Origin of the sequence: Bradyrhizobium sp. SZCCHNR1017, from assembly GCF_032381375.1 — a bacterium.
Classification (GTDB): Bacteria; Pseudomonadota; Alphaproteobacteria; order Rhizobiales; family Xanthobacteraceae; genus Bradyrhizobium.
The window spans coordinates 243172-266634 of record NZ_JAUHIR010000008.1 but is presented as its reverse complement, the minus strand read 5'-3'; the positions used below and the strand labels follow the sequence as shown (position 1 = coordinate 266634).

Below are 23463 nucleotides of genomic sequence, written 5' to 3'. Positions count from 1 at the left end.
TGTCACTGCCCGAGCCGTTCGATCAGCGCCGGCGCGTGCACCTGGTCGGCCTTGTAGTTGCCGGTCAGCGTGTACATCACGATGTTGACGCCGGCGCGGAAGGCGAATTCGCGCTGCCGTGGCTCGCCCGGAACCATCGGCAGCATGGCCTGGCCGTCGGGGCGGATGGCCCAGGCGCCGGCGAGATCGTTGGAGGTGATGATGATCGGTGAGACACCGTCGCCGCCACGCGCCGGACGGGAGGCGCTGTCCTCGTCCTCATCTTTCGGCAGCGCCTCGACCCAGGTCTGGCCCGCGGTGAAGCGGCCGGGGAAGTCGCGCAGCAGGTAGAACGTCTTGGTCAGCACGTGCTCGCGCGGCACCGGCTCGAGCTCGGGCACATCGAGCGACGACAGGATCTCGCGCAGCGACTGCATGCCCGGGGTCTGCTGCGCGCCGTTCTCGCCCGGAGGAGCCTCGACGGCGTCGCGGGTATCGAAGATCACCGTGCCGCCCTGCTTCATGTAGGCGTCGATCTTGTTGATCGCGTCCTGCGGCGGCTTCGGCACGCCCGGCACGATCGGCCAGTAGATCAGCGGGAAGAAGGCAAGCTCGTCATGCGCGGGATCGACGCCGACGGGATCGCCGGCTTCAAGCGCGGTCCGCTGCGCCAGGAACAAGGTCAGCCCGGTCAGCCCGGCCTTGACGATGGAATCGACGTCGGCATTGCCGGTCACGACATAGGCAAGCCGCGTCTGTGACACTGCGCGCATCGCGAAATCATCGCTGGCGGCGTCGGCGCGTGCGGGCGTCGGCATCGCGACCGCGAGCAGGGCGCCGGTTGCCAGCACCGCAAGCGCGATGGCCGCGGGCGCCGCACGCCGTCGTCTTGCCAACGCGGCCAGCACGCCGCCGAGCAGGGCGACGATGACGGCGTCGATCAGGAACAGCAGCAGTGCGGTCGACAGCAGGATGCCCCGGAGATCGCGCGGCTCGGCGGTGGTGTAGCTGGCGCGGTTGGCGCGCAGCGCTGCCGTGTCGAGCTGCAGAATGCGATCGGCGGGGCTGAGCGTGTTCACTGCGGTGGGTCCCTCGGCTGGGCCATAGAATCCGGGCGGATGATCCAGCGAAGCCCGGTCGTTGAAATCGGCCGGTAGCGGCTTGGCGGTCGAAGGCGGCGGTCCGAAGGCGCCGAAGCCGTCGAGGATGTGCAGCGGCGCCAGCGTGGCCTTGGCGGTCTCACCCGCGGGACCTGGGCCCGGCGTCGAGGTGTAGCCGGACATGTCGACGATGCGGCGGAGCATCTCGACCATGGCGCCGGACATCGGCAGATCGGACCAGCGCATGTCGGCGCTGACGTGGAACAGCGCGATCAGGCCTTTGCCGCGATGCTCACCAGTGACGAGCGGCGTGCCGTCCTCCAGCGACGCCCAGCTCTTGGTCGCCAGCACGGCGTCGGGCTCGGCGAGAACCTGGCGGTTGACGGTGACGTCCTTCGGGACAGTGATGCCGGCGAACGGGCCGTCGGCGGCGAACGCGGCCAGGTGCTGCGGCTTCTCCCATGTCAGGCTGCCGCCCAGGGTGCGGCCGCCGCGGCGCAGCTTCACCGGCACGAGGTCGTCGTCGCCCTGCGCCAGGCGCGGGCCGGCGAAGCGCACCAGCACGCCGCCATTCTCGATCCAGCCGTTGAGACGGTCGCGCAGCTCCGGCGACAGCGTGCCGACGTCGGCCATCACGATCATCGGCACCTTCTGGTCGAGGAACTGCGTGATGACCTGCTGCGGGGCGCCGCGATCGCCCAGCCTGAGATCGGCGAATGGCGACAGCGCGCGGGTGAGATAGAAGGTCGGTGCGAGCAGCGGCTGCGCGGTGTCGCTGGTGGCGCCGGAGACGATGCCGACGGCGCGGCGGCGCCAGCGCTTGTCGAGCAACTGCACGGCGCCGGCCGAGCGCTCGCCCGCAATCTCGAGCCGGGTGATGTCGTTGCGCAGCTCGACCGGCAGGTCGAAGCTCGCCTCGGCGTCGTGCGCGCCGGCGGCAAAGCTGAACTGTGCCTCGCCGAGCGGCGAGCCCTTGGCATCGAGCGCCCGCACGATGCCGCCCGGAACGGAGAGATCCGCCCGCAGCACCTTCACCGTCATCTTGGCGGCCGCGTTCTCGGCGCCGGCGAGCGCCAGCGGCGAGGGCGTGCCGCCTTCGAACACGGTCAGGCTGCGGTCGCCGATCGTCTTGGCGAGACCCCCCACGAACTCGCTGCCGCGGCCGGGATCGACGCCGTCGGAGAACCACATGATCTCGGCATCGCCGGTCGCTTTCAGGAAGCGATCGAGCTGCGGCAGCGCATCGGCGCGCTCGGTCGTGTAGGCCTTGGGCGCGATCTGGCGCAGCGCGACGCGCGCAGCACCGGCCGGCATCAAGGTGAGGTCACGCGCGGGCTCCGACAGCGGCAGCAGCGCGACGCCGCGGCGGTCGGCATCGGCGTTGGCGATGATCTCGTCGGCGGCCCTGATGCGCGTGTCCCAGCTTGCGGCCGCGCTCCAACTGTCGTCGAGTAGCAGCACCAGCGGCGCCTTGCTGCCGACGGCTTCGGTGCGCGGATTCCAGATCGGACCGGCTGCGGCGAAGATCACCAGCGCCGCCGCCACGAGCCGCAGCAGGGTGAGCCACCAGGGCGAGCGCGACGGCGTCTCTTCCTTGGGCGTGATGTCGAACAACAGCCGGGTCGGCGGAAACTCGATGCGGCGCGGCCGCGGCGGCATCACCCGCAGCAGCCACCACAGCACCGGCAGGCTGACGAGACCGGTCAGCAGCAGCGGTTCGGCGAACGACAGCGGCAGGCCCATCATGCGCCGAGCCCTCCGGGGCCAGCGCCCACTTTGACGCCGCCGCGCGCGCTACCTTTGGCCGTGGTCATGCCGGCATGCAGGAACAGCAGCAACTCGGCGGCCGAGCGGCTGGTGGTGTGGGTTGTGAACAGCCAGTCGAGCCTGCCGGTCTCGGCGCGGATCTGGTCGCGATGCAGCGCCACGCGGGCGACGTAGTCCTGCGCCCAGCTCTCGGCGCGGCCGGCCGTGATCACCTCGCCGCCTTCCGGCTCGACGAACTCGATGCGGCCCGAATAGGGGAAGGTCTCCTCGGCCGGATCGACCACCTGCACCATCGTGCCGTGTGCACCGGACGCGGACAGGCCGGCCAGCATGGTGCTGATCTCGGAGATCGGCGACCAGAAATCCGACAGCACGACGATCTCGGCGAGCGCGGACGGGACGAAGGAGGGCGGCAGGCTCGGCCTGATCGTCTCATCATGCAGCATCGCCTGCGCAATGCGGTCGATCACGTTGCGGCTCCCGGTCGGATTGATCAGGCCGGGAATGCCGACGCGTTCGCCGCCGGCCACCAGCAACTCGGCCAGGGCGAAGGTCACGATCAGGGCGCGCTCGAGCTTGCTGTCGCGCGCGCCCTTCGACGCGAAGGCCATCGACGGCGAGCGGTCCGGCCAGATCCACACCGTGTGCGCGGCCTCCCATTCCTGCTCGCGGACATAGAGATGGTCATCGCGCGCGGAGCGGCGCCAGTCGACGCGCTGCGACGGCTCACCGGAGACGAAGCGTCGGTACTGCCAGAAGCTTTCGCCGGAGCCGGCGCGGCGCCTTCCATGCAGGCCATGAATGACGTTGGCGGCAATCTGCCGGGCTTCCAGCACCAGCCGCGGCAGCGACGATGCCAGCGTCCGGCTTTCGCCATCGGCACGCCGTATCGCGAGAATCTCCTTGTCGGCGTGCCCTGTCGCTGCGGCCATCAGCCAATCCGGCTCTTCAATTGCCGGATCACGTCCGGAATGGTGCGTCCCTCGGCGCGCGCCGGGAAGGTCAGCGCCATGCGGTGCTTGAGCACGGGCTCGGCGAGATCGAGCACGTCGTCGATCGAGGGCGCGAGCCGGCCGTCGAGCAGCGCGCGGGCGCGCACCGCGAGCATCAGCGACTGGCTGGCGCGGGGACCGGGGCCCCAGGCGATCAGCTTGCCGGCCTCTCCGGCCTCGGGACCGGGACGCGCCGAGCGCACCAGCGACAGGATCGCCTCGACCACGGAATCGCCGACCGGCAGCCGCCGCACCAGCCGCTGCGCAGCGATCAACGCATCGGCCGTCATCGCGCCCTTGGCGGCACTCTCCTCGGCGCCGGTGGTCTCGAACAGGATGCGGCGCTCGGCATCTCGATCGGGATAGTCGACGTCGATCTCCATCAGGAAGCGGTCTAGCTGAGCCTCGGGAAGCGGATAGGTTCCTTCCTGCTCCAGCGGATTCTGGGTCGCGAGCACGTGGAAGGGCTTCGGCAGGTCATGGCGGGCGCCTGCAACCGTGATGTGCTGCTCCTGCATGGCTTGCAGCAGCGCCGACTGCGTGCGCGGGCTGGCGCGGTTGATCTCGTCGGCCATCAGGAGTTGCGCAAACACCGGGCCGGCGATGAAGCGGAACGAGCGCTTGCCGCCGGCGCTTTCGTCCAGCACCTCAGCGCCCAGAATGTCCGACGGCATCAGGTCCGGCGTGAACTGGATGCGCTTCGCATCGAGGCCGAGCGTCACGCCCAAGGTCTCGACCAGCTTGGTCTTGGCGAGGCCGGGGACGCCGATCAGCAGCGCGTGGCCGCCGGACAGGATGGTCACCAACGTGTTTTCCACCACGCGGTCCTGGCCGAAGATGACGCCGGAGATCGCATCCTTTGCCGCTCGGATCTGGCCGGAGACCTGTTCGGCCGACCGGACGATCGCATCCTCGAGCTTCTCGGCACTCTCAGCCATTTCCGTCGCTCCTTCTGCCCCGCATCTTGAACTTTCGGACGGACGTTCCGCTCCAGTTTGCCGGGAAGCGGATGCCAACCTATGCGAAGGCGCTGTATTCGTTGAGTTAAACTATCCCCATATTATCGGCATTACGGGGTATTGACGGCATCACGTTATGGCGACCTTACATGACCTGCAGGGCCGCCAGGAACTTTTGCACAGACGACGGCGATGGAATCTTGCACCAATCGTGCCAAGGTGGACGCAAACTCAAGGCAAACCATGGCGAAGCAAGGGCAGACCACCGACAACGGACTCGATCGGCTGACGTCGGCGGCAACGCAGGCTGGCACATCCGCAAAGGGACTGCCGCCGGTGCATTTGTGGAATCCGCCATTCTGCGGCGATCTCGACATGCGAATCGCCGGTGATGGTAGCTGGTACTACATGGGCACGCCAATCGGGCGGCCGGCGCTGGTGCGGCTGTTCTCGACGATCCTCAAGCGCGAGGGTGACCGCTATTTTCTGGTCACGCCGGTGGAGAAGGTCGGCATCCGCGTCGATGATGCCCCCTTCACGGCCGTAGAAATGCGGACGGAGAGCGATGCGCGCGGGCCGCTGCTGCATTTCCGCACCAATGTCGACGACTGGGTCGCGTGCGATGCCGAGCACCGGCTGCGCTTCGAGCCCGGCGAGAGCGGCGGCCTGACGCCCTATCTGCATGTGCGAGCCGATCTCTGGGCCAAGGTGACGCGGGCGCTGTACTACGAGCTTGTTGACATGGGTGAGGAGCGGATGATCGATGGTCATGTGATGTTCGGCGTGGGGTCGGGCGGCGCGTTCTTCCCCATGGCCGACGCAGAAGAGGTGAGGGCGGCGCTTTGAACCAGCCCATGGTGAGGAACAGGACCGCTGAACTCAGTTCGGCCGATTTCTTCGCGCGGGGCCGCGCGCGGCTGCGCTTCGATGTTCCGCAGGCCCTGCTGGATCCGGACGTCATTCCGGCCAGTGGAGATTCCGGCACCGACCGCATGCTCGAGATCATCTCCCGCGAGCAGCCGATCCGCCCCGCGGCGGTGCTGATCCCGGTGGTCGACCACCCCGAGCCGACCGTTCTCCTGACCCAGCGCTCGCCGAACCTCTCGAGCCATGCCGGACAGATCGCCTTTCCCGGCGGCAAGATCGACGTCACCGATGCCTCTCCGCTCGATGCCGCTCTGCGCGAAGCCGAAGAGGAGATCGGGCTCGACCGCAGCTTCGTCGACCCGATCGGCTATCTCGACGTCTACGGCACCGCCTTCGGCTTCCGCATCCTGCCCACGGTGGCGCGGGTGCGGCCGGGATTCACGCTCAAGATCAACGAGGGCGAGGTCGACGACGCCTTCGAGGTGCCGCTGGCCTTCCTGATGGACCCCGCCAATCACCAGCTGCATTCCAAGGAGTTTCGCGGCATGGAGCGTTCGTATTACGCGATGCCGTTCGCCGAGCGCTACATATGGGGCGCGACAGCGGGCATCCTTCGGGTGTTGTACGAGCGGATCGGTCGGCCATGATCCGTGGCGTATTGACGGAAATCGGAATTTTCCTCATTCCTTTTGCGGTTTATGTGTTGTTCTTGCTCGCGACCAAATCGGGGCTGTTGGTGCCGGCCAACTGGCCCTTTCATCTGACCACAAAATTGACGGTGGCGGCGCTGGTGCTGGTGATTGCAAGTCTGGTCCTGCTCGCCGAGTTCTCCGGCGCGCCGCCGCGTTCGACCTACGTCCCCGCTCATGTCGAGAACGGCAGGCTCGTTCCAGGGGTCGAGAAATGATCGACGCGCGGGTGCTGCACGCGCCCTGGCTCTCGTCCGGTCCCGCCGCGCGCGTGCTCGCGCTGCTCAATTGCGATGGCGAGGAAGCACGGGTGGTCGGCGGCGCCGTGCGCAATGCGTTGCTCGGCATCGCCATCGGCGACATCGACATCGCGACCACGGCGCTGCCGGCGGAGGTGCTCCGGCGTGCCAAGGCGGCGTCGATCAAGAGCGTGCCGACCGGCATCGACCACGGCACCGTGACGCTGGTGCTGGACGGCCATCCGTTCGAGGTCACGACCCTGCGCGAGGACACCGAGACCTTCGGCCGCAAGGCCAAGGTCGAGTTCGGCCGCGACTGGGTCGGCGACGCGCACCGGCGCGACTTCACCATCAACGCGCTCTCCGTCGGGCCCGATGGCGTGGTGCATGATCACGTCGGCGGCCTCGCCGACATCGCCCAGCGCCGCGTGCGCTTCATCGGCGACCCCGCCCAGCGCATCGCCGAGGACTATCTGCGCATCCTGCGCTTCTTCCGCATCCATTCAGCGTTCGGTCACGGCGCCCCCGATTGCGAGGGCTATCTGGCCTGCATCGCCGGCCGTGCCGGGCTCGCCACGCTGTCAGCCGAGCGCGTGCGCATGGAGATGCTGAAGCTGCTCGTCACCGACGGCGCGGTCGGCGCGGTCACGGCGATGGCGGATGGCGGGTTGCTGACGGCGATCCTCGGCGGCGTCGCCTATCTCGGTCCGTTCGCCGCGATGATCGGCATCGAGCGCGAGCTGGAGCTTTCGCCGAGCGCGGTCCGCCGTCTCGCGGCGCTCGCGGTCGCCGTGACCGAGGATGCGCGCCGTCTCGGCGTCAGGCTGAAGCTCTCCAACGCCGAGACCAAGGCGCTCGACGGCATGGGCCATCGCTGGTGGCGGTTCGCTTCCGCCGACGAGGCGCGAGTCCGGCGTCTGCTGTATCGTCTCGGCGAGACCGTCTATCGCGACCGGCTGATGCTCGGCTGGGCGCGGGCGCGCGATCGCGACGACCGGCGCTGGCGCGAGCGTGCGCTGTTGCCGCAGCGCTTCACGCCGCCGAAATTGCCGTTGAAGGCGGCCGATTTCATCGCGCGCGGGGTTGCGGAAGGGCCGCTTCTCGGTCATGTGCTCACCCTCGCAGAGGATGCTTGGCTGGCGGCGGACTTCCCGCTCGACGAGGCATCGCTGAACGCGATCGCCGATCAGGCGGCGGCGCGCGTCAACCGCGACGGACGTTCATGAATTTTCTGGCAGGTTTTGCCGACATCTCGCTGCTGCGACTCCTGCTCGTCGCTTCCGTCGCTCTATTCGCTTCCATCATCGGTGGTCTTGCCGGCTACGGCACCGGCGCTCTCATGCCGCTCGTGCTGGTGCCGATGGTCGGGGCCGAGCCGGTCGTGCCGATCATCGCGATCTCGGCGATCCTCACCAATCTCAGCCGTGTCGTCGCCTATATCAGCCATGCCGACCGTACGCGCGCCGGAATCGTCATCGCGGCAGCCGCGCTCACGACGGCGCTCGGCGCCTACGGCTACACGCGACTGACCAATGCCGGCGCGGCGTTCGTGATCGGCACGATGCTCATCATGAGCGTTCCGCTGCGGCGGATCCTGCGCAAGCGCGAGGTCAGGATCGGCAATGGCGGGCTTGCTGCCGGAGCGGTCGGCTATGGCGTGCTGGTCGGCGGCACCTCCGGCTCCGGCGTGATCCTGCTGTCGCTGCTGATGGCCGCCGGCCTCGAAGGCGCCGCGGTCATCGCCACCGACGCGATGATCTCGGTGGCCACGGGTGTCATCAAGATCTCGGTGTTTGGTTTGGCCGGCGTGGTCACCGTGCAGGTGCTGGCGTTCGCGCTCCTGATCGGCGCGGTCGCGGTGCCCGGCGCGTTCCTCGCCAAGGCCTTCGTCGCCCGCATGCCGGTGCACATCCACGCCGCCATCCTCGACGCCGCCGTCATCACCGGCGGCGGCGTGATGATCGCATCGGCGGTGCGGCATCTGCTGCCGGCGGCGTAGCCTTTCGGCGTCAAGCCACCTGCTGGTCCGTGTCCCGATCGGATGGCGTGATGGTGCCGGTCTCGGCGCGTGCCACGATGGCATCGAGCGCGGCGACGGCCCGGTTCGTCACCTCGTCGAGCGGCGGCACCATGCCGCCGGAGGCGAGCTCGACACGGTTGCGGCCCTTGTGCTTGGCACGGTACAGCGCGCCGTCGGCGACGCGCAGGATCTCCGTCAGATCGAGGCCGGCCTCGGGATAGGCGGCGACGCCGACCGAGATCGTCACCCGCGGCAGCATGCCCACGCCATAGCTGATGTTGAGCGCCTCGACGCGGGCGCGCAGCTCCTCCGCGCGCATCGACGCGCTGCTCGACCTCGTCGAGAGCCGCCTGATCAAATGGCGTCCCAACGTCGCCGAGCGCCCGGCCTGAGGCACGACGCGGCCATCCACGAAAGGCCGAAGCGCCGGTCCTGACGGGCCGGCGCTTCTGTCATGTCAGCCTGATGTGGCCGCGGCCTGCATCAGCCCCACTTCATCTCGCCCTTCGCCACCTTGGCGCCGATGTCGAGGGCCACGCCCATGCCGAGGCCGGGGAACTTCGCCTCCATTGCGGCCTTCAGGGCTGCGGCGTCCTTGGCCTTGGCGAGCTCCTCCTCGAACGCGATGAGATAGGACTTGGTGTGCCGAACACCCGACAGGTCGGTGGCGGCGTCCGCCACGGCATGGCCGGCGACCACCACCGTCGGAGCGCGTGCAGCGATCTTGTCGAGGGTCGCGATCCAGGCTGCGCGCTGCTCCTTGCTCTGGGTGTCGGCCGTCCAGACATGGACACCCGAGAAGATCATGACGCCGCCGAATACGGCTGCGAGCGAGGGCACCCAGAGATAGCGCCGATTGGCCAGCCCCTCGGCGGCGACGATCTCGATCGTCTCGCCATCGACCGACAGCGACGGGCCATCGAACGGTTCGGGCAGAACGATGTCGGCCATCGTCTGCGGGCCGTTCTCCTTCAGCTGCGGGCCCCAGACGGCGAGCTTCTTCTCGACATTGCCCTTGATCGCCTCGATGGTCGCCGTGGCGGCGATCACCTTCACGCCGGGAAAGGCCTCGCGGATCGGCTTGAGGCTGAAGTAGTAGTCCGGGTCCGACTGGCTGATGTAGATGGCCGTCAGCGTCTTGCCGCTCGCCTTGATTGCGGCCGCCACCGCGCGGCCGTCCGGATAGTTGAAGCCGCCGTCGATCAGCAGTGCTTCGGTGGGGCCCCTCAGCAGCACGGGCGCGCGGAAGAAGCCGTTCGGACCGGCGGGAAAGTGTGTCCAGACCAGCTTGCTGCCAGCGGCACGGCCGCTGTCCGATGCACCGAGAATGGCTGCGGCGGTCCCTGCAATCGCTGTCGTCATGATCTGTCTCCGTGTCGGCATGTCAGTCTCTTCCTTGGAGTGATAAAACGATGAGGCCGGGCAGCAGGCGGCGCTCCGGCCGTGTGCGACGGCTGGGTGGATTGTGCCAGGCATCGAGTACGGAGCGGCTCAGGCTGCTCCGAGTTGTGCGAGCAGGCCGTCGAGCGGTTCGTACAAGGCGTTGCCCGGCAGCGGCCTCTGCCGCTCGCCGTCACCCGCCAGCAGGGCCGGGACACCGGACAAGCCGTAGCGTCGCATCAAGCTATGCGCGGTCTGGAGCCGGCGGCCATAGGCCTCGACCAGCGCGTGATCCCGGGCCAGCATCCGCTCGGCGGCGCTCGCAAGGCCCAGCGCTCGAAGGACTTCGCCGACGCCCGCGACGCTCACGATGTCCTGCCCGTGTACGTAGCGCGCAAGCTGCAGCTCCTTGAGGACCGTGAGCTCACGGCCGGGGTCGGTGACGTGGACCGCCGTCAGGCCGAGCGATGCGGCTGTCGAATCGAAGGCGCCGCCCGCGCCGAGAATGCGGGTGCGGTACGCGTCGGTGAAACGCTGGCCGGTCTGCTTGGCGATGCGCTGGTCGTTGCTCCAGGCATATTCGGAGAATTGCGCATCCATCCTGCCGGCGCCACGGCCGGCGAACAGGCCAGTGGGCAGCAGCTCGAGCGTGATGGCGTCGTGGGCGGCGAGCGTCTCGACCGCCGGGCCGGCGCCGTAGCACCATCCGCAGAGCGGGTCGAACAGATAGGTCAGTCGCATTTCCGGAACCCTGTCTTGGAGCGGCATGGCGCCGAGATAGCGGGTTCTCGTTTGTCCATAAATACAGCATAATGAGACAGACTGTATGCTGTTAATGGACAATAGAAGGAGCCGCCGGCATGGAGGCGATCAATCTCAACCGCCTCGTCTATTTCGCGGCCGTGGTGGACGCAGCGTCCTTTACCCGCGCGGCCGATCGGCTCGGGATCACCAAAGCCGTGGTCAGCCAGCAGGTCGCCCAGCTCGAGCGCGAGCTCAGGACCGACCTGCTGGTGCGGACCACGCGCAGGGTCGAGCCGACGGAAGCCGGTCGCCTGCTGCATGCCCGCTGTGCTGCCATCCTGCGTGAGGCCGAGAGCGCATTGGCCGAGCTGGCGCAGAGCAACGCCGAGCCGATGGGACTGTTGCGCATCGCCGCGCCGACCGACTACGGCACCTGCACGCTCGCCGCGATCGCAACCGAGTTCTCGCGGACCTATCCGGCCTGCCGGGTCGAGCTGATCCTCGCCGACAGCAAGATCGACCTCGTCGCCAGCCAGATCGATCTCTCGATCCGCGTGGGATGGCTCGACGATTCCACCCTGCAGACCCGCCGGGTCGGCAGCTTCCGGCAGCAGCTGGTGGCCGCGCCGAACGTGGTCAGGCGCGTCGCGCATCCGCGCGACCTCGCCGCGTTGCCGTTCATTGCGAATGCCGCGCTGAGGGAGCCGCTCACCTGGCAGTTCATGAAAGGCGACGTCGAGCGCGAGAGCGTCGAGATGAGCCAGACGCTTACCATCAACACCACGCCGGCGGTGCTCGCCGCGACGCTGGCCGGCGGCGGCCTGGCGGTGCTGCCCGATTTCCTGATCAGGGACGATCTCGCGGCCGGCCGCCTCGTGGCCATCCTGCCGTCCTGGACACTGCCGTCCGGAGGCATCCACGCCGTGTTCCCAGCGGCGCGCTTTCGCCCGCCGAAGGTGACGGCCTTCGTGGCGATGCTGATGGAGGCGCACAAGCGCGCAGTCGCCGGAGGTCCGCGGCGCGCGAAGTGACGCCGGCGCCGCGCGGGTCTAGCCCGCCGGCACCAGCTCGGTCAGCGAGCGGATGATGCGGTCGGGCTTGACGTCGGTGCCTTCCGGCAGGCCGTCGCCATGGACGTCGATCCAGATCGAATAGATGCCGAGCCGCTGCGGCGCGACGATCTCCCATTCGAGATTGTCGCCGATCATCCAGGTGTCTTCCGGGCCGACGCCGAGCCGCTCCATCGCGTGCCAATAGGCGCGCTCCTCGGGCTTGCCGAAGCCGTGCTCGCCCTCGATCTGGATGTGGTCGAAGCGGTGCGCCAGCGCGAAGCGCTCGATCTTGGCGCGCTGCTGGCCGGCCTCGCCGTTGGTGACGAGCGCCAGCCTGACGCCGCGCGCCTTGAATGCGTCGATCGCCTCGTGCGCGCCGGGAAAGATGAACATCTGCTCGTCGCGATAGGCGGTGAAGCGGTCGGCGATGCGGATCGCAAGCTCGATCGGCAGCGCCGGGCCTGCGGCGGTCAACGCCGCGAAGCCGCCCTTGACCACCTCCTGCCGCGCCTGGATCAGCTTCATCCGCCATTCGGCGCCGGCGACCGACCAGAAGCTGCGTGCCGAGGCCAGGATCGCGGCGGCCACCGCCTGCGGCGTATGCGGCGCGAGTTCGTCGGCAAACTCGGTGGCGACGATATTCCAGGCGATCTCGGGACGGCCATAGGCCGACAGGATGGTGTCGTCCATGTCGATCAGCATGGCGCGGGGCAGGGCGGCGGTCATGATCAATCTACGCGGTTCAACAAATCGAGTTTCAGGGCCATTTCACCTCGGGCGGCATCGAGGACAGAATGCTGTCGACATTGCCGCCGGTTTTAAGCCCAAATGTGGTGCCGCGGTCGTAGAGCAGGTTGAATTCGACGTAGCGGCCGCGGCGGATGAGCTGCTCCTCGCGGTCGGCGGCGGTCCAGGGGCTGCTGAAATTGCTCCGGACAAGCTCGGGATAGACCTTCAGGAAGGCGCGGCCAACATCCTGGGTGAAGGCGAGGTCGGCCTCCCAGTCGCCGGAATCGTGATGGTCGTAGAAGATGCCGCCGATGCCGCGCGGCTCCTTGCGGTGCGGCAGATAGAAGTACTCGTCGCACCAGCGCTTGTACTTGTCGTACGAGGCCACCGCGGCATGCGCGTCGCAGGCGCCCTTCATCGCGGCGTGGAAGGCCAGCGTATCCGCGTCCTCCTGGGTGCGGCGGCGGTCCAGCACCGGCGTCAGGTCGGCGCCGCCGCCGAACCAGGCTTTCGTCGTGACGACGAAGCGCGTGTTCATGTGCACCGCCGGCACGTGCGGCGACCACAGATGCGCGATCAGCGAGATGCCCGAGGCCCAGAACCGCGGGTCTTCGGAGGCGCCGGGAATCTGGCTGCGGAATTCCGGGGCGAACTCGCCATGCACGGTCGAGCAGTGCACGCCGACCTTCTCGAACAGCCGGCCGTGCATCATGCTCATGACGCCGCCGCCGCCCGGGCCGCCGGCATGGTCGGTGCGCTCCCACGGCGTTCGGACGAACCGGCTCGGTGTGCGCGGATAAAGGTCAGCCGGCGCCTCGTCCTCGAGCCGCTCGAACGCCGCGCAGATCTGGTCGCGCAGGCTCTCGAACCAGGCGCGGGCGCGGGCCTTGCGATCCTCGATGGCGGCGGTGGTCATGGACGTTCCCCTGGCACATTGGCGCTCACCCCGCCGTCAAGCGTCCATGACAGCCGGAGGTGACAGCGCTGTTGTCGCTACGGTTCGGTCCTACCACAATCGATCAGGCCTGCGGACCGAAATAGGTACAGGTCTCGCGGCAGCTGTCGCGGTGGACGCTGACCTTGGTGACATGGCCGATCGAGCGGACGCGCTCATAAATGAAGCGCGACAGGTTCTCGAGCGTCGGCAGCCCGATCGCCTCGATCTTGTTCAAGAACTTGTGGTCGAGCATGGCCTGGATCTCGCTCAGCCGCTGCGTCAGCACGCCGAAATCGACCACCATGCCGGTCTCGGGATGGGTCGTATCGCCGCGCACCGTCACCTCGGCGCGGAAGGAGTGGCCGTGGATCTCCTGGCTGGCTTCGCCGAGCGTCGTGATCGGCAGCGTATGCGCGGCCTCGAAGGTGAACGACTTGGTCAATTCCCACATCGTGTCAGTCACAATCCCTACCTGATGCCGATCATCTTGTGCGTCTGCAGACTGAGCCGCCATTGCGGATGATGCTGGCAGTAATCAATGGCGCGCGCCGTGTTCGCGGCCGCTTCGGGCCCGTCCATCGGCTGCAGCGAGAAGCGCTCGAAGGCGAGCCCCGCGAACGTCTCCGGCTCGGCCCCGTGTTGCGGGTAGACCAGCTTCAGCTCGTGGCCCTGCCGCAGCTTCAGCTTGGCGCCGGCCTTCGGGCTGACGCAGATCCAGTCGATCCCGTCGGGCGGAATGAGCGTGCCGTTGGTTTCGACCCCGACCGCGAAGCCGCGGGCGTGGAGCGCCTCGATCAGGTCGGCATCGACCTGCAGCAGCGGCTCCCCGCCGGTGAGGATCGTATAGCGGTCGGCGGCCCCGCCTGTCCATTGCCCGCCGATGGCCTCGGCCAGCGCTGCGGCGGTCTCATAACGGCCGCCCAGCGTGCCGTCGGTGCCGACGAAATCGGTGTCACAGAACCGGCACGTCGCGGTTGCGCGATCGGCCTCGCGGCCGCTCCACAGGTTGCAGCCGGCGAAGCGGCAGAACACGGCAGCGCGCCCCGCCTGGGCGCCTTCGCCCTGCAGGGTCATGAAGATTTCCTTCACCGCGTAGCTCACCCTCCGGCTCCTTGTGCGGACTGCAATTGGACGAATTGTCCGGTCTGGCGCAGCGCCTCGCCGGCGGCCATCGCCGCGGCCATCGCCACGTTCAGCGAGCGCAGCCCCGGCTGCAGCGGAATCCGCAGCCGCGCATCGGCGACCGCCGCCACGCCGTCCGGCACGCCGGCGCTCTCGCGCCCGAGCAGCAGGATGTCGTCCGCGCCATAGCTGAAGTCGAGATAGCAGGTCGCGGCCCTGGTCGTCAGCAGCAGCAGGCGATGGCCCTCTGCGGACCGCCAGGACTCGAACGCGCTCCAGGAATCGTGCCGCCGCCAATTCAGTTGGTCCAGATAGTCCATGCCGGCGCGGCGGAACTGCCGGTCGGACACGGGAAAGCCCGCCGGTTCGATGATGTGGGCCGCGAGCCCGAGGCAGGCGCACAGGCGCAGAATCGTTCCGGTGTTCTGCGGAATGTCGGGCTGATAGAGCGCGATCTGCATGCGAATTGGTCTTAGGACTGAGGCGGAAAGTCCGCTTCCGAAGCGGGAATTGGTGCATGGCGTGCTGCAGGGCCGATAGCGGGCTTGCGCTCGTATCGCAAGGGTGCCAATAGAACGATTCTGGACGGCTTGTTCCCCAGGGGCGGTGGAGCGAGCCGTTTTCTGCCGCCGCGGGGGACGCGGGCGCCGGCAGGATCTCCCGGTCACGTGATCTCCAAGGTCGAGATCGTAAGACGTCGAGCGGGGCGGTTCCACCGGCTGCAACGAAGAAAGGGTTGGAATCGTGACAGCGTCTACTGCGGATCATCCGACACGCCGGGATTTTCTTTTCGTCGCCACGGGCGCTACCGCGGCTGTCGGTGCTGTGGCCGCCCTGTGGCCCTTCATCTCCCAGATGAATCCCGATGCCTCGACCATCGCGGCCGGCGCGCCGATCGAGGTCGATCTCGCGCCCGTCGCCGAAGGACAGGACATCAAGGTGTTCTGGCGCGGCAAGCCGATCTACATCTCCCACCGCACCAAGAAGCAGGTCGAGGAGGTCCGCGCGGTGCCGGTGTCGAGCCTGCCGGATCCGGCGACCGACCAGTCCCGCACCAAGGACGGCCACGAGCAGTGGCTGGTCGTGATCGGCATCTGCACCCATCTCGGCTGCATCCCGATCGCCCATGAAGGCAATTACGACGGCTTCTTCTGCCCGTGCCACGGCTCGCAGTACGACGCCTCCGGTCGCGTCCGCCAGGGGCCGGCGCCGCTCAATCTTCCCGTCCCGCCCTATCAGTTCGTTTCCGACACCAAGATCCAGATCGGCTGAGCAGACGTTCGTCTTGAGCTCACGCTCGATCGTGCAAGATAATTTCTTCAGGAACGCATCATGAGTGGACCTTCTGACTACCAGCCGAGCCACCCCGCCTTGAAGTGGCTCGAGCAACGACTTCCGATCATCGGCCTGGTCCACTCGTCCTTCATTGCCTATCCGACGCCGCGGAACCTGAACTATTGGTGGACGTTCGGCGCCATCCTCTCGATGATGCTCGGCATCCAGATCGTGACCGGCGTCGTCCTGGCGATGCACTACACGCCGCATGCCGACCTCGCCTTCAAGTCGGTCGAACTGATCGTCCGCGACGTGAACTACGGCTGGCTGCTGCGCAACATGCATGCCTGCGGCGCGTCGATGTTCTTCCTCGCCGTCTACATCCACATGTTCCGCGGCCTGTATTACGGGTCATACAAGGCGCCGCGCGAGGTGCTCTGGATCCTCGGCGTCATCATCTACCTCCTGATGATGGCGACGGGCTTCATGGGCTACGTGCTGCCGTGGGGCCAGATGAGCTTCTGGGGCGCGACCGTCATCACCAATTTGTTCTCGGCCGTGCCGTATTTCGGCGAGAGCATCGTGACCCTGCTGTGGGGCGGCTACTCCGTCGGTAATCCCACGCTGAACCGCTTCTTCGCGCTCCATTATTTGCTGCCGTTCCTGATCGCCGGCGTGGTCGTGCTGCACGTCTGGGCGCTGCACGTCACTGGCCAGAACAACCCGGCCGGCGTCGAGCCGAAGACCGAGAAGGACATGGTGCCGTTCACACCGTACGCGACGATCAAGGACTTCTTCGGCGTCGCCTGCTTCCTGATCTTCTATTCCTGGTTCATCTTCTACATGCCGAACTATCTCGGCGAGGCCGACAACTACATCCCGGCCAACCCGGCGGTGACGCCGGCGCACATCGTGCCCGAATGGTACTACCTGCCATTCTACGCGATCCTGCGCTCGATCCCGAACAAGCTCGCCGGCGTGATCGCGATGTTCGCGGCCATCATCGTGCTGGTGTTCCTGCCCTGGCTCGACTCGGCCAAGACCCGCTCCAACAAGTACCGCCCGCTCGGCAAGCAGTTCTTCTGGATCTTCGTCGTCGTCTGCATCGGCCTCGGCTATCTCGGCGCGCAGCCGCCGGAGGGTGTCTATGTCGTGCTCGGCCGCATCCTGACGGTGCTGTACTTCGCCTACTTCCTGATCGTGCTGCCGCTGCTCGCGCGCATCGAGCGGCCGCGCCCGCTGCCGAACTCGATCGCTGACGACGTGCTGGCCAGGTCCGGCCGCAAGGCGGCACCGATGGTCTCGACCGTGATCGCGCTGGTCGCCGCGGTGTCGCTGCTCGCCGGCAGCATGGGCGACGCCCGTGCCAGCGAAGGCCAGGAGAACCCGCCGTCGGCGAAGTGGTCGTTTGCCGGTCCGTTCGGCACCTTCGATCGCGGCGCCGTGCAGCGCGGCCTCAAGGTCTACAAGGAAGTCTGCTCGAACTGCCATTCGCTGCAATATGTGGCGTTCCGCAATCTCGCCGAGCCCGGCGGCCCGGGCTACTCGCCGGCGCAGGCGGCCGCCTTCGCGGCCGAGTACAAGATCAAGGACGGTCCCAACGACGCCGGCGAGATGTTCGAGCGTCCGGGCCGGCCGGCCGACTACTTCCCGTCGCCGTTCCCGAACGAGCAGGCCGCACGGGCCGCCAATGGCGGTGCGGCCCCGCCGGACCTGTCGCTGATGGCCAAGGCGCGCTCCTACAAGCGCGGCTTCCCCTGGTTCCTGATCGACTTCTTCACCCAGTTCCAGGAGCAGGGCCCGAACTACATCAACGCGCTGCTGCAGGGCTATGAAGAAACTCCGCCGCACGGCGTCACCATTCCGGACGGCTCGTACTACAACAAGTACTTCCCCGGGCATGCGATCAAGATGCCGCCGCCGCTGTCCGACGGCCAGGTGACGTTCGACGACGGCTCGCCGGCCACCGTGAAGCAGTATGCCCACGACGTCGCGACCTTCCTGATGTGGACCGCCGAGCCGCACATGGAAGCGCGCAAGCGCCTCGGCTATCAGGTGTTCATCTTCCTGATCATCTTCGCCGGCCTGATGTACTTCACCAAGAAGCGGGTCTGGGCCGCCGCGCATTGAGCGGTGATCGGAAACGTCTGATGAAAACGAAAAGCCCCTCCGGGGGCTTTTTTGTTGTCCCTGTGTTAGTTGGGCTCGGGCCAGGGAGGCCTTGTCCGCGGCGCAGCCGGGAAAACGGAGTTCGCCCATGCCGTCACTTCTCGCCTTCGCCGGCGCCGCCGTGCTGGAGATCGGCGGCTGCTTCGCGTTCTGGGCTTGGCTGCGGCTCGGGCAGTCGCCGCTATGGCTGTTGCCCGGCATGGCCGCGCTCGCCGGCTTCGCGACGCTTCTCACCGTGGCCGACAGCCCGCTCGCCGGCCGCGCCTACGCCGCCTATGGCGGCATCTATATCACCGCGGCGCTGCTATGGGGCTGGCTGGTCGAGGGCCATCGCCCCGATCCGTGGGACGCCGCCGGCGCCCTGATCTGCCTCGCCGGCATGGCAGTGATCCTGTTCGCGCCGCGCGCGATGCCGGTCTAGCGCCCGTAGCCCGGATGAGCGCAGCGACATCCTGGATCGCAACAGTGCCGGCGAGGACCCCGGATGTCGCTGCGCTCATCCGGGCTACGAATCCTCTCACGTTGCAGCGAACCCGATCGCCTCCCGTCGCGCCGGACGCGCATTTGCGGTAAACCCCGCTCCTCAGCTTCCAACAAAACCTGCGGAGGAACACATGGGCACACTGATCAGCTTCAAGCGCCCCGATGGCCAGGAGGCCAAGGGCTATCTCGCCAAGGCCGCGCAGGCCGATGCGCCGGGCGTCGTCGTCATCCAGGAATGGTGGGGCCTTCAGGACCAGATCAAGGGGATGTGCGATCGTTTCGCGCTCGCCGGCTTCAACGCGCTGGCGCCCGATCTCTACAAGGGCACGGTGGTGCCCTATCACGATACGGATGCGGCGGGCCGGGAGATGAACTCGCTCGACTTCATGGACGCGACCACGCAGACCGTGCGCGGGGCCGCGCAATATCTGGCGCGCAACGGCGCCAAGGTCGGCCTCACCGGCTTCTGCCTCGGCGGCGCGGTGACGATCATCGGCGCGACCAAGATCGACGAGCTCGCCGCCGGCGTCGTGTTCTACGGCATTCCGCCGGAGCAGGCGGCGAAGCCGGCCGACGTCAAGATCCCGCTGCAGGCCCACTTTGCCAACAAGGATGATTGGTGCACGCCGGCGCTGGTGGACGGCTTCGAGAAGGCGATGAAGGCCGCCGGCAAGTCGCTCGAGCTCTATCGCTACGATGCCGAGCATGCCTTCGTGAACGAGCAGCGCATGACCGTGCACGATCGCAGGGCCGCCGAGCTCGCCTGGGGCCGCGCCACGGCGTTTTTCCACAAGCACCTCGGCTGAGCTGAGGGCCGGCGCGTCGGTTCCAAACCGCGCCGTGCGGACTCAAACCGCGCGGGCGGCCTTGGTTTCGGCCGAGGGCGCTTCGGCCTCACCAAGACTCGGAGCGTCGTCTGAAGGAGCCAAGGGGTCGGCGCTGGTCACTGCGTCGGCGGAGCGCCGTCGACGCTTCGTCCGCTTTGCCTGCGCTTCGAGGAAGCAATCGAGCAGCGTCGGCTGCTTCGGGAGCGCATGCGACACTGAAGGCTGTTTGCCGCGGGCCATGTTAACCAAGGTAATTCAATATGGTTAACCAATCATTGCCATACTATTGCAGATTGACAACAGTGTTGCCCTCGCGCACAGCCAAGTTATGTAACTTTTTTGGGTTGCGACAATCATGGGTCGATACCTGAGGCGGCGTGCACGCGCGCAACATGAGGTTGTGAGGCACCACACAGCCGCCGGCTGCAGCTTTTCGTCGCTTGGCGCCGTCACGTTTCGGCGAATCACCGGGATCCCGCGGAGATCTGAGCATTGATCATGTTCGAAGCGCGTCGCTTCGTTCGATGTTCGAATTCGCTGCGTCTCGCCGTCGGTTGCGTCGCCGAAACAATCTGAGGTAGCGTTCTCCGGTCCCTCTGCTGATGGAGAAAGCCGTGCGAGTGGCCTTTGCGCTGGCCGGGCTGGGCGGCTTGAACGCCCATGGCGCCGGCTTCCTCGACACTGCCCGCGCCTGGGGCGTGACGCCGGATCTCGTCACCGCGACGTCCGGCCAGATCCTGGTGCTGTCGGCGTGGCTTCAGGGTCTCGATCTGCGCAACGAGCTGATGTCCTCCGACCGCCACCGGGATCCGGCGTCGCAGTTGCGCACGGTGATGTTCGGCTATCCCGGGGTGTTTCGTCCCGCCTATGCCGAGGCGCTGGCGCGCTTCGTCTCCTGGCCGGATTGGCGTGACGGCCCGTTCAACGCCCTCGCCGACCGGCTGTGGCCGGCGCAGCAATATGTCCCGGTGCGGAGCGAGGCCGACTTCGCGCACGCGGCGGAGACGCTCAACGCCACGTCGGTCGGCGTCGTGTTCAACACCTATGATCCCGAGACCGGCACCGGCTATCTCTACGGCAACGAGGCGGCGCGGGCGCTGCTGCCGGCGGAGAAGTCGGTTCCCAACGCCCATGCCGTCAAGGCGCGGCAATCGGCGGCCAAGCGCGACCTGCGCTACGCCTCCGAGGTGCTGGCCGAGCGCGCCATCCGCCCGATCACGCCGGAGGCGGTCAAGGCCGCGCTGTGGCTGTCGCTCTACGGCTTCACCAAGCTGCCCCAGGGACAGATGGACGGCGCTTATCACCGCGCCAGCATCATCTCCGAGCTGCACGGTTTCGACCGCGTCTTTGCCGTCCGCCCGCTCGCCGAGGGGTGGCAGGGCCAGGCGCCGGCCAACTGGTTCGAGGTGCAGGACTGGACCACGGAGATGTGGTTCTCGGTCGGCTACAAGGCCGAGGTCGACGCGCTCAAGCGCATCAACGACCTGATCGCGAGCGGCGTGATCACCGATCCGAAATACAAGACCGTGGAGCTGGTCGAGATCCAGCCGGAGACGCCGGCCGGCTACTTCAACTACTTCGTCGAGCGCGGCGAGGTGTATGAGAACGCGGTGGTGGCGACGGAGATGAAGTTCGCCGAGCTGGGGCTGGTGAAGCCGGGGACGTGAGCGGTCGGCATTCATCACGGCCGCCGCCGCCCAATGCGGTAGCGGCCGTGATGACCGTGGTCAGCCTGCGGTGATGGCCCCCACGAGCGCGTCGTTGGTCATCGGCCTGCCGTCGAGATTCCAGGTGCCGTCGACGGCGTGGACGCCGTTGGACCAGATCCGGTCCCTGGCAAGCGCCCCGCCGGAGAGGTCATGCAGAATGTCGGTGGCTTCGCCGAAGAACGCCGTCTGGACCTCGTGACTGGCGAGCGCGAATGACGGCGTCTTGGTCTCGATCCAGGCGCCATCGACCGGCGTGCCGCCGGCGAAGGTATGGCCCTTCGGCAGGATGTTCAGATGGGCCGTGACGTTCGCCCCCATGATCCTGTTGCCCGCCAGACCATGGTGTCTCAGGAACGATTCCGTGATCCGCGCAACGGCGATCGGCGCCTGGTCGGCAGCGATGACGCCTTCGGTGAGTGTGAGACTGATCGGCATGACTCCTCCTGTGCTCGCCCTAGGGCGGTTGTCCCGGGGAACGGCGGTCATTATATAACGACCGTGATCCACCAATAGAATAACGATCGTTATCAGTCAAGCATGAAATAACGATCGCTATGGAAGGCGCCAGATGCGGTACCACGCCGAGCATAAGCAGGAAGCAAAGACGAAGTTGTTGGAGGCCGCGGGGCGCGGCTTTCGCCGGCTTGGCTATGGCGGCATCGGCGTCGACGGCCTCGCCAAGGAAGCCGGGGTCACGTCCGGCGCGTTCTACGGTCACTTCAAGTCGAAGGACGCCGCGTTCGAAGCCGCCGCGTTGGCCGGGCTGGACGATCTCAGGACGGGCATTGCGAGTCTTCAGCAGCAGATGGGAGCGCGCTGGGCCGAGGCGTTCATCGCATTCTATCTCGGAGAACGTCTCCATTGCATCCTGGACTCGAGCTGCGGACTGCAGAGCCTGACGCCGGACGTGACGCGCGCCAGCGAGGAAACGAAGGCCGCCTATGGCACCGCGCTCGAAAGGGTCGCGCAGCAGATCGCAAAGGGGTTGCAGGGGAGCACCGATGAAGCTCGGCTGCAAAAGGCCTGGTCGCTGATGGCGATCCTCTCGGGAGGGGTGACGATGGCGCGCAGCGTCGGCTCACGCGAAGCCCGCGATGCCATCGCCGCCCACCTCAAACAAGCCGCGCTGGCGCTGCTGTAGAGCCGCTGCCGCGCGAGCGCTCGGCTTCGCAAGTTGTGAGTTGCCGCTCGCCCCAACGCCAGCTCCCCTGTCCGCAAGGGGGAGGGGAGCGCACCGCCAGTTTGGCGGCATGTCGAATCCAACGACGTTTCGATATCTGCTAGCATGGCCTATCAGATGATCCTGGATCCCGCATGAGCACCGAGCCGATCACGTTCGTCGACAAGTCGTCCGGCGACGACGCATGCGTGCTGGTTCGCGTCGTCGGCGATAGCATCGGGTTGGCGCTGTCGTTGAGGACGGACGGCGACATCGAGGTCTTCATGGCGGCCGAAGAGCTCGATCGAGTCATCGGTGCGCTTCAGCAAGCTCGCGCGGCGATGGGGCGCGAGGGAAGCGTCATCGTGACTCGCCCCACGTGAACGCACGTCTGGCAAGGGAGATAACAATTCCCCACGCGATCCTTCATGTCGTCTTCAACATGTCCGCTGCAGGCACGTTGCGCGCTGCGCTCCAGCAGGCTGGGCGCAGCGACCGCGTGATTGGCTTTGCCGACAGCCTGAGCTTTGGTCCGATCAATCCACCCGACCCGGAGCTGCGAACCGCCTGGATGGACCAGGAATTGCAAGTGTCAGGCTGGGAAGAGGTGGGCGGCCAGGCAACATCGTTCTGGGACGAGGCGCTCTCGAGCAACAACCGACGGATCGCCTGGTTCACGCGGCGATCGACCCAGGAATATGCCGGCTTCCTCGAACTCCTGTGGCGGCTCGGCGATGAGCCGATCGAGATCGTCGATCTCACCGACACAGTCGTGCGGGCAGGGGAGACTGGGCCGAAGGCGCCACGGCTGGCCGTCAGCCTGGGTTTAGTGTCGCCGGAGACAATCCGCGACAATGCACTGTGGGATCTGCGGACCGTTCTGTCGCCGAGTCGGCGTGATGCCTGCCGAGAACGTTGGGCGCGCCTCAAAGCGGAGAACGCGCCGTTGCGCGTCATTCGCGACGGCGAATTGCTGTCGGCGCCGATCTCGTTCTTCGATTCGGTGCTGCTGTCATTTGCCACGGTCGACTGGCAGAAGACGGCGAGCATTATCGGGGAGGCGCTTTGCGAAACCGGGACGATTGTGCTGCAGACGGGCGATATCGAGTTGTTCGCGCGCGCCCGTGCGCTCGTAGCAGCAGGTCGCCTCGAGTCTCGTGGCGACCTGTTCGATATGCATCGCAGTGAGTTGCGGTTAGCGGGCGGCTGCGCATGACGCGTCAGGAATAGCCGGGTTGGCCGGACCCAGCGCCGCGTCCGCATCA

Annotated in this window: 26 protein-coding genes; 14 read left to right on the top strand and 12 right to left on the bottom strand. The window is 67.1% G+C overall.

Translation table 11 applies throughout. From position 1 onward, the window contains the following. Positions 1-2 precede the first annotated feature (2 nt). Genes QW863_RS21325 through QW863_RS21315 form a run of 3 tightly spaced genes read right to left on the bottom strand, consistent with a single transcriptional unit; the run spans position 3 to position 4776 of the window. Positions 3-2825 carry a DUF4159 domain-containing protein gene (locus QW863_RS21325; RefSeq protein ID WP_315717300.1) on the bottom strand — a complete coding sequence of 941 codons (2823 nt, stop codon included), beginning with the start codon at positions 2823-2825 and terminating at the stop codon, positions 3-5. Next, positions 2822-3778: a DUF58 domain-containing protein gene (locus QW863_RS21320; RefSeq protein ID WP_315717299.1), complete on the bottom strand. Its 957-nt coding sequence runs from the start codon at positions 3776-3778 to the stop codon at positions 2822-2824. The genes QW863_RS21325 and QW863_RS21320 overlap by 4 nt, the downstream gene beginning before the upstream one ends. Then, positions 3778-4776 carry a MoxR family ATPase gene (locus QW863_RS21315; protein WP_315717298.1) on the bottom strand — a complete coding sequence of 333 codons (999 nt, stop codon included), beginning with the start codon at positions 4774-4776 and terminating at the stop codon, positions 3778-3780. The genes QW863_RS21320 and QW863_RS21315 overlap by 1 nt, the downstream gene beginning before the upstream one ends. A gap of 264 nt (positions 4777-5040) precedes the next feature. Between QW863_RS21315 and QW863_RS21310 the strand changes: the two genes are divergently transcribed. The 5 genes from QW863_RS21310 to QW863_RS21290 are packed head-to-tail and all read left to right on the top strand — an operon-like array spanning position 5041 to position 8591. Then, positions 5041-5643: a DUF1285 domain-containing protein gene (locus tag QW863_RS21310; RefSeq protein ID WP_315717297.1), complete on the top strand. Its 603-nt coding sequence runs from the start codon at positions 5041-5043 to the stop codon at positions 5641-5643. Between the two features lie 8 nt (positions 5644-5651). Next, complete coding sequence (locus QW863_RS21305; RefSeq protein ID WP_409977949.1) at positions 5652-6311, top strand: CoA pyrophosphatase; 660 nt, start codon at positions 5652-5654, stop codon at positions 6309-6311. Then, positions 6308-6571, top strand: coding sequence for a DUF6111 family protein (locus QW863_RS21300; protein WP_315717295.1), 264 nt, complete (start codon positions 6308-6310; stop codon positions 6569-6571). The genes QW863_RS21305 and QW863_RS21300 overlap by 4 nt, the downstream gene beginning before the upstream one ends. Then, a complete protein-coding gene (locus QW863_RS21295; RefSeq protein ID WP_315717294.1) occupies positions 6568-7818 on the top strand; it encodes a CCA tRNA nucleotidyltransferase in 1251 nt (416 codons plus the stop codon). Before QW863_RS21300 ends, QW863_RS21295 begins: the two co-directional genes overlap by 4 nt. After that, the gene (locus QW863_RS21290; protein WP_315717293.1) at positions 7815-8591 is read left to right on the top strand and encodes a TSUP family transporter; all 777 of its coding nucleotides are present in this window, start codon (positions 7815-7817) and stop codon (positions 8589-8591) included. The genes QW863_RS21295 and QW863_RS21290 overlap by 4 nt, the downstream gene beginning before the upstream one ends. 10 nt (positions 8592-8601) lie before the next feature. Here the strand turns inward: QW863_RS21290 and QW863_RS21285 are convergent, their stop codons facing one another. The 3 genes from QW863_RS21285 to QW863_RS21275 form a co-directional block, all read right to left on the bottom strand. After that, entirely contained in the window at positions 8602-9009 is a 408-nt protein-coding gene (locus QW863_RS21285) for a diguanylate cyclase (protein ID WP_315717292.1), read from the bottom strand. An 86-nt stretch (positions 9010-9095) separates the two neighbouring features. Then, complete coding sequence (locus QW863_RS21280) at positions 9096-9995, bottom strand: MBL fold metallo-hydrolase (protein ID WP_315717291.1); 900 nt, start codon at positions 9993-9995, stop codon at positions 9096-9098. A gap of 108 nt (positions 9996-10103) precedes the next feature. Continuing rightward, complete coding sequence (locus tag QW863_RS21275; protein ID WP_315717290.1) at positions 10104-10733, bottom strand: DsbA family protein; 630 nt, start codon at positions 10731-10733, stop codon at positions 10104-10106. Positions 10734-10852: 119 nt separating this feature from the next. Between QW863_RS21275 and QW863_RS21270 the strand changes: the two genes are divergently transcribed. Then, positions 10853-11767 carry a LysR family transcriptional regulator gene (locus QW863_RS21270; protein WP_315717289.1) on the top strand — a complete coding sequence of 305 codons (915 nt, stop codon included), beginning with the start codon at positions 10853-10855 and terminating at the stop codon, positions 11765-11767. An 18-nt stretch (positions 11768-11785) separates the two neighbouring features. On the opposite strand, the gene QW863_RS21265 is transcribed toward QW863_RS21270, so the two are convergent. From QW863_RS21265 to QW863_RS21245, 5 genes are all read right to left on the bottom strand, one after another. Continuing rightward, complete coding sequence (locus QW863_RS21265) at positions 11786-12514, bottom strand: HAD family hydrolase (protein ID WP_315717288.1); 729 nt, start codon at positions 12512-12514, stop codon at positions 11786-11788. 31 nt (positions 12515-12545) lie between these two features. Then, positions 12546-13433, bottom strand: coding sequence for an oxygen-dependent coproporphyrinogen oxidase (hemF, locus tag QW863_RS21260; protein ID WP_315717287.1), 888 nt, complete (start codon positions 13431-13433; stop codon positions 12546-12548). 103 nt (positions 13434-13536) lie between these two features. After that, on the bottom strand, positions 13537-13905 hold the full coding sequence (locus QW863_RS21255) for a 6-carboxytetrahydropterin synthase (RefSeq protein WP_315717370.1): 369 nt from the start codon (positions 13903-13905) through the stop codon (positions 13537-13539). A gap of 17 nt (positions 13906-13922) precedes the next feature. Beyond that, positions 13923-14555 carry a 7-carboxy-7-deazaguanine synthase gene (gene queE, locus QW863_RS21250; RefSeq protein ID WP_315717286.1) on the bottom strand — a complete coding sequence of 211 codons (633 nt, stop codon included), beginning with the start codon at positions 14553-14555 and terminating at the stop codon, positions 13923-13925. After that, positions 14552-15037, bottom strand: a complete 486-nt coding sequence (locus QW863_RS21245; RefSeq protein ID WP_315717285.1) for a tRNA (cytidine(34)-2'-O)-methyltransferase — start codon at positions 15035-15037, stop codon at positions 14552-14554. Before QW863_RS21245 ends, queE begins: the two co-directional genes overlap by 4 nt. Before the next feature lie 280 nt (positions 15038-15317). Between QW863_RS21245 and petA the strand changes: the two genes are divergently transcribed. The 5 genes from petA (at position 15318) to QW863_RS21220 (ending at position 20997) form a co-directional block, all read left to right on the top strand. After that, positions 15318-15848: a ubiquinol-cytochrome c reductase iron-sulfur subunit gene (gene petA / locus QW863_RS21240; RefSeq protein ID WP_315717369.1), complete on the top strand. Its 531-nt coding sequence runs from the start codon at positions 15318-15320 to the stop codon at positions 15846-15848. Between the two features lie 60 nt (positions 15849-15908). Next, positions 15909-17981 carry a cytochrome c1 gene (locus QW863_RS21235; protein ID WP_315717284.1) on the top strand — a complete coding sequence of 691 codons (2073 nt, stop codon included), beginning with the start codon at positions 15909-15911 and terminating at the stop codon, positions 17979-17981. Positions 17982-18108: 127 nt separating this feature from the next. After that, positions 18109-18441: a YnfA family protein gene (locus QW863_RS21230; RefSeq protein WP_315717282.1), complete on the top strand. Its 333-nt coding sequence runs from the start codon at positions 18109-18111 to the stop codon at positions 18439-18441. 193 nt (positions 18442-18634) lie between these two features. Then, positions 18635-19309, top strand: coding sequence for a dienelactone hydrolase family protein (locus QW863_RS21225; protein ID WP_315717281.1), 675 nt, complete (start codon positions 18635-18637; stop codon positions 19307-19309). A gap of 635 nt (positions 19310-19944) precedes the next feature. Continuing rightward, the gene (locus QW863_RS21220) at positions 19945-20997 is read left to right on the top strand and encodes a hypothetical protein (RefSeq protein WP_315717280.1); all 1053 of its coding nucleotides are present in this window, start codon (positions 19945-19947) and stop codon (positions 20995-20997) included. 60 nt (positions 20998-21057) lie between these two features. Here QW863_RS21220 and QW863_RS21215 read toward each other — a convergent pair whose 3' ends face one another. Then, positions 21058-21474: a 4-oxalocrotonate tautomerase gene (locus tag QW863_RS21215; RefSeq protein WP_315717279.1), complete on the bottom strand. Its 417-nt coding sequence runs from the start codon at positions 21472-21474 to the stop codon at positions 21058-21060. Positions 21475-21607: 133 nt separating this feature from the next. On the opposite strand from QW863_RS21215, the gene QW863_RS21210 reads away from it, so the two are divergent. From QW863_RS21210 to QW863_RS21200, 3 genes are all read left to right on the top strand, one after another. Beyond that, complete coding sequence (locus tag QW863_RS21210) at positions 21608-22180, top strand: TetR/AcrR family transcriptional regulator (RefSeq protein WP_315717278.1); 573 nt, start codon at positions 21608-21610, stop codon at positions 22178-22180. 173 nt (positions 22181-22353) lie between these two features. Beyond that, positions 22354-22581 (top strand): hypothetical protein, encoded by a 228-nt coding sequence (locus QW863_RS21205; protein ID WP_315717277.1) that lies wholly within the window; start codon positions 22354-22356, stop codon positions 22579-22581. Beyond that, positions 22578-23414: a DUF3658 domain-containing protein gene (locus QW863_RS21200; RefSeq protein ID WP_315717276.1), complete on the top strand. Its 837-nt coding sequence runs from the start codon at positions 22578-22580 to the stop codon at positions 23412-23414. The genes QW863_RS21205 and QW863_RS21200 overlap by 4 nt, the downstream gene beginning before the upstream one ends. Positions 23415-23463: the final 49 nt, after the last annotated feature.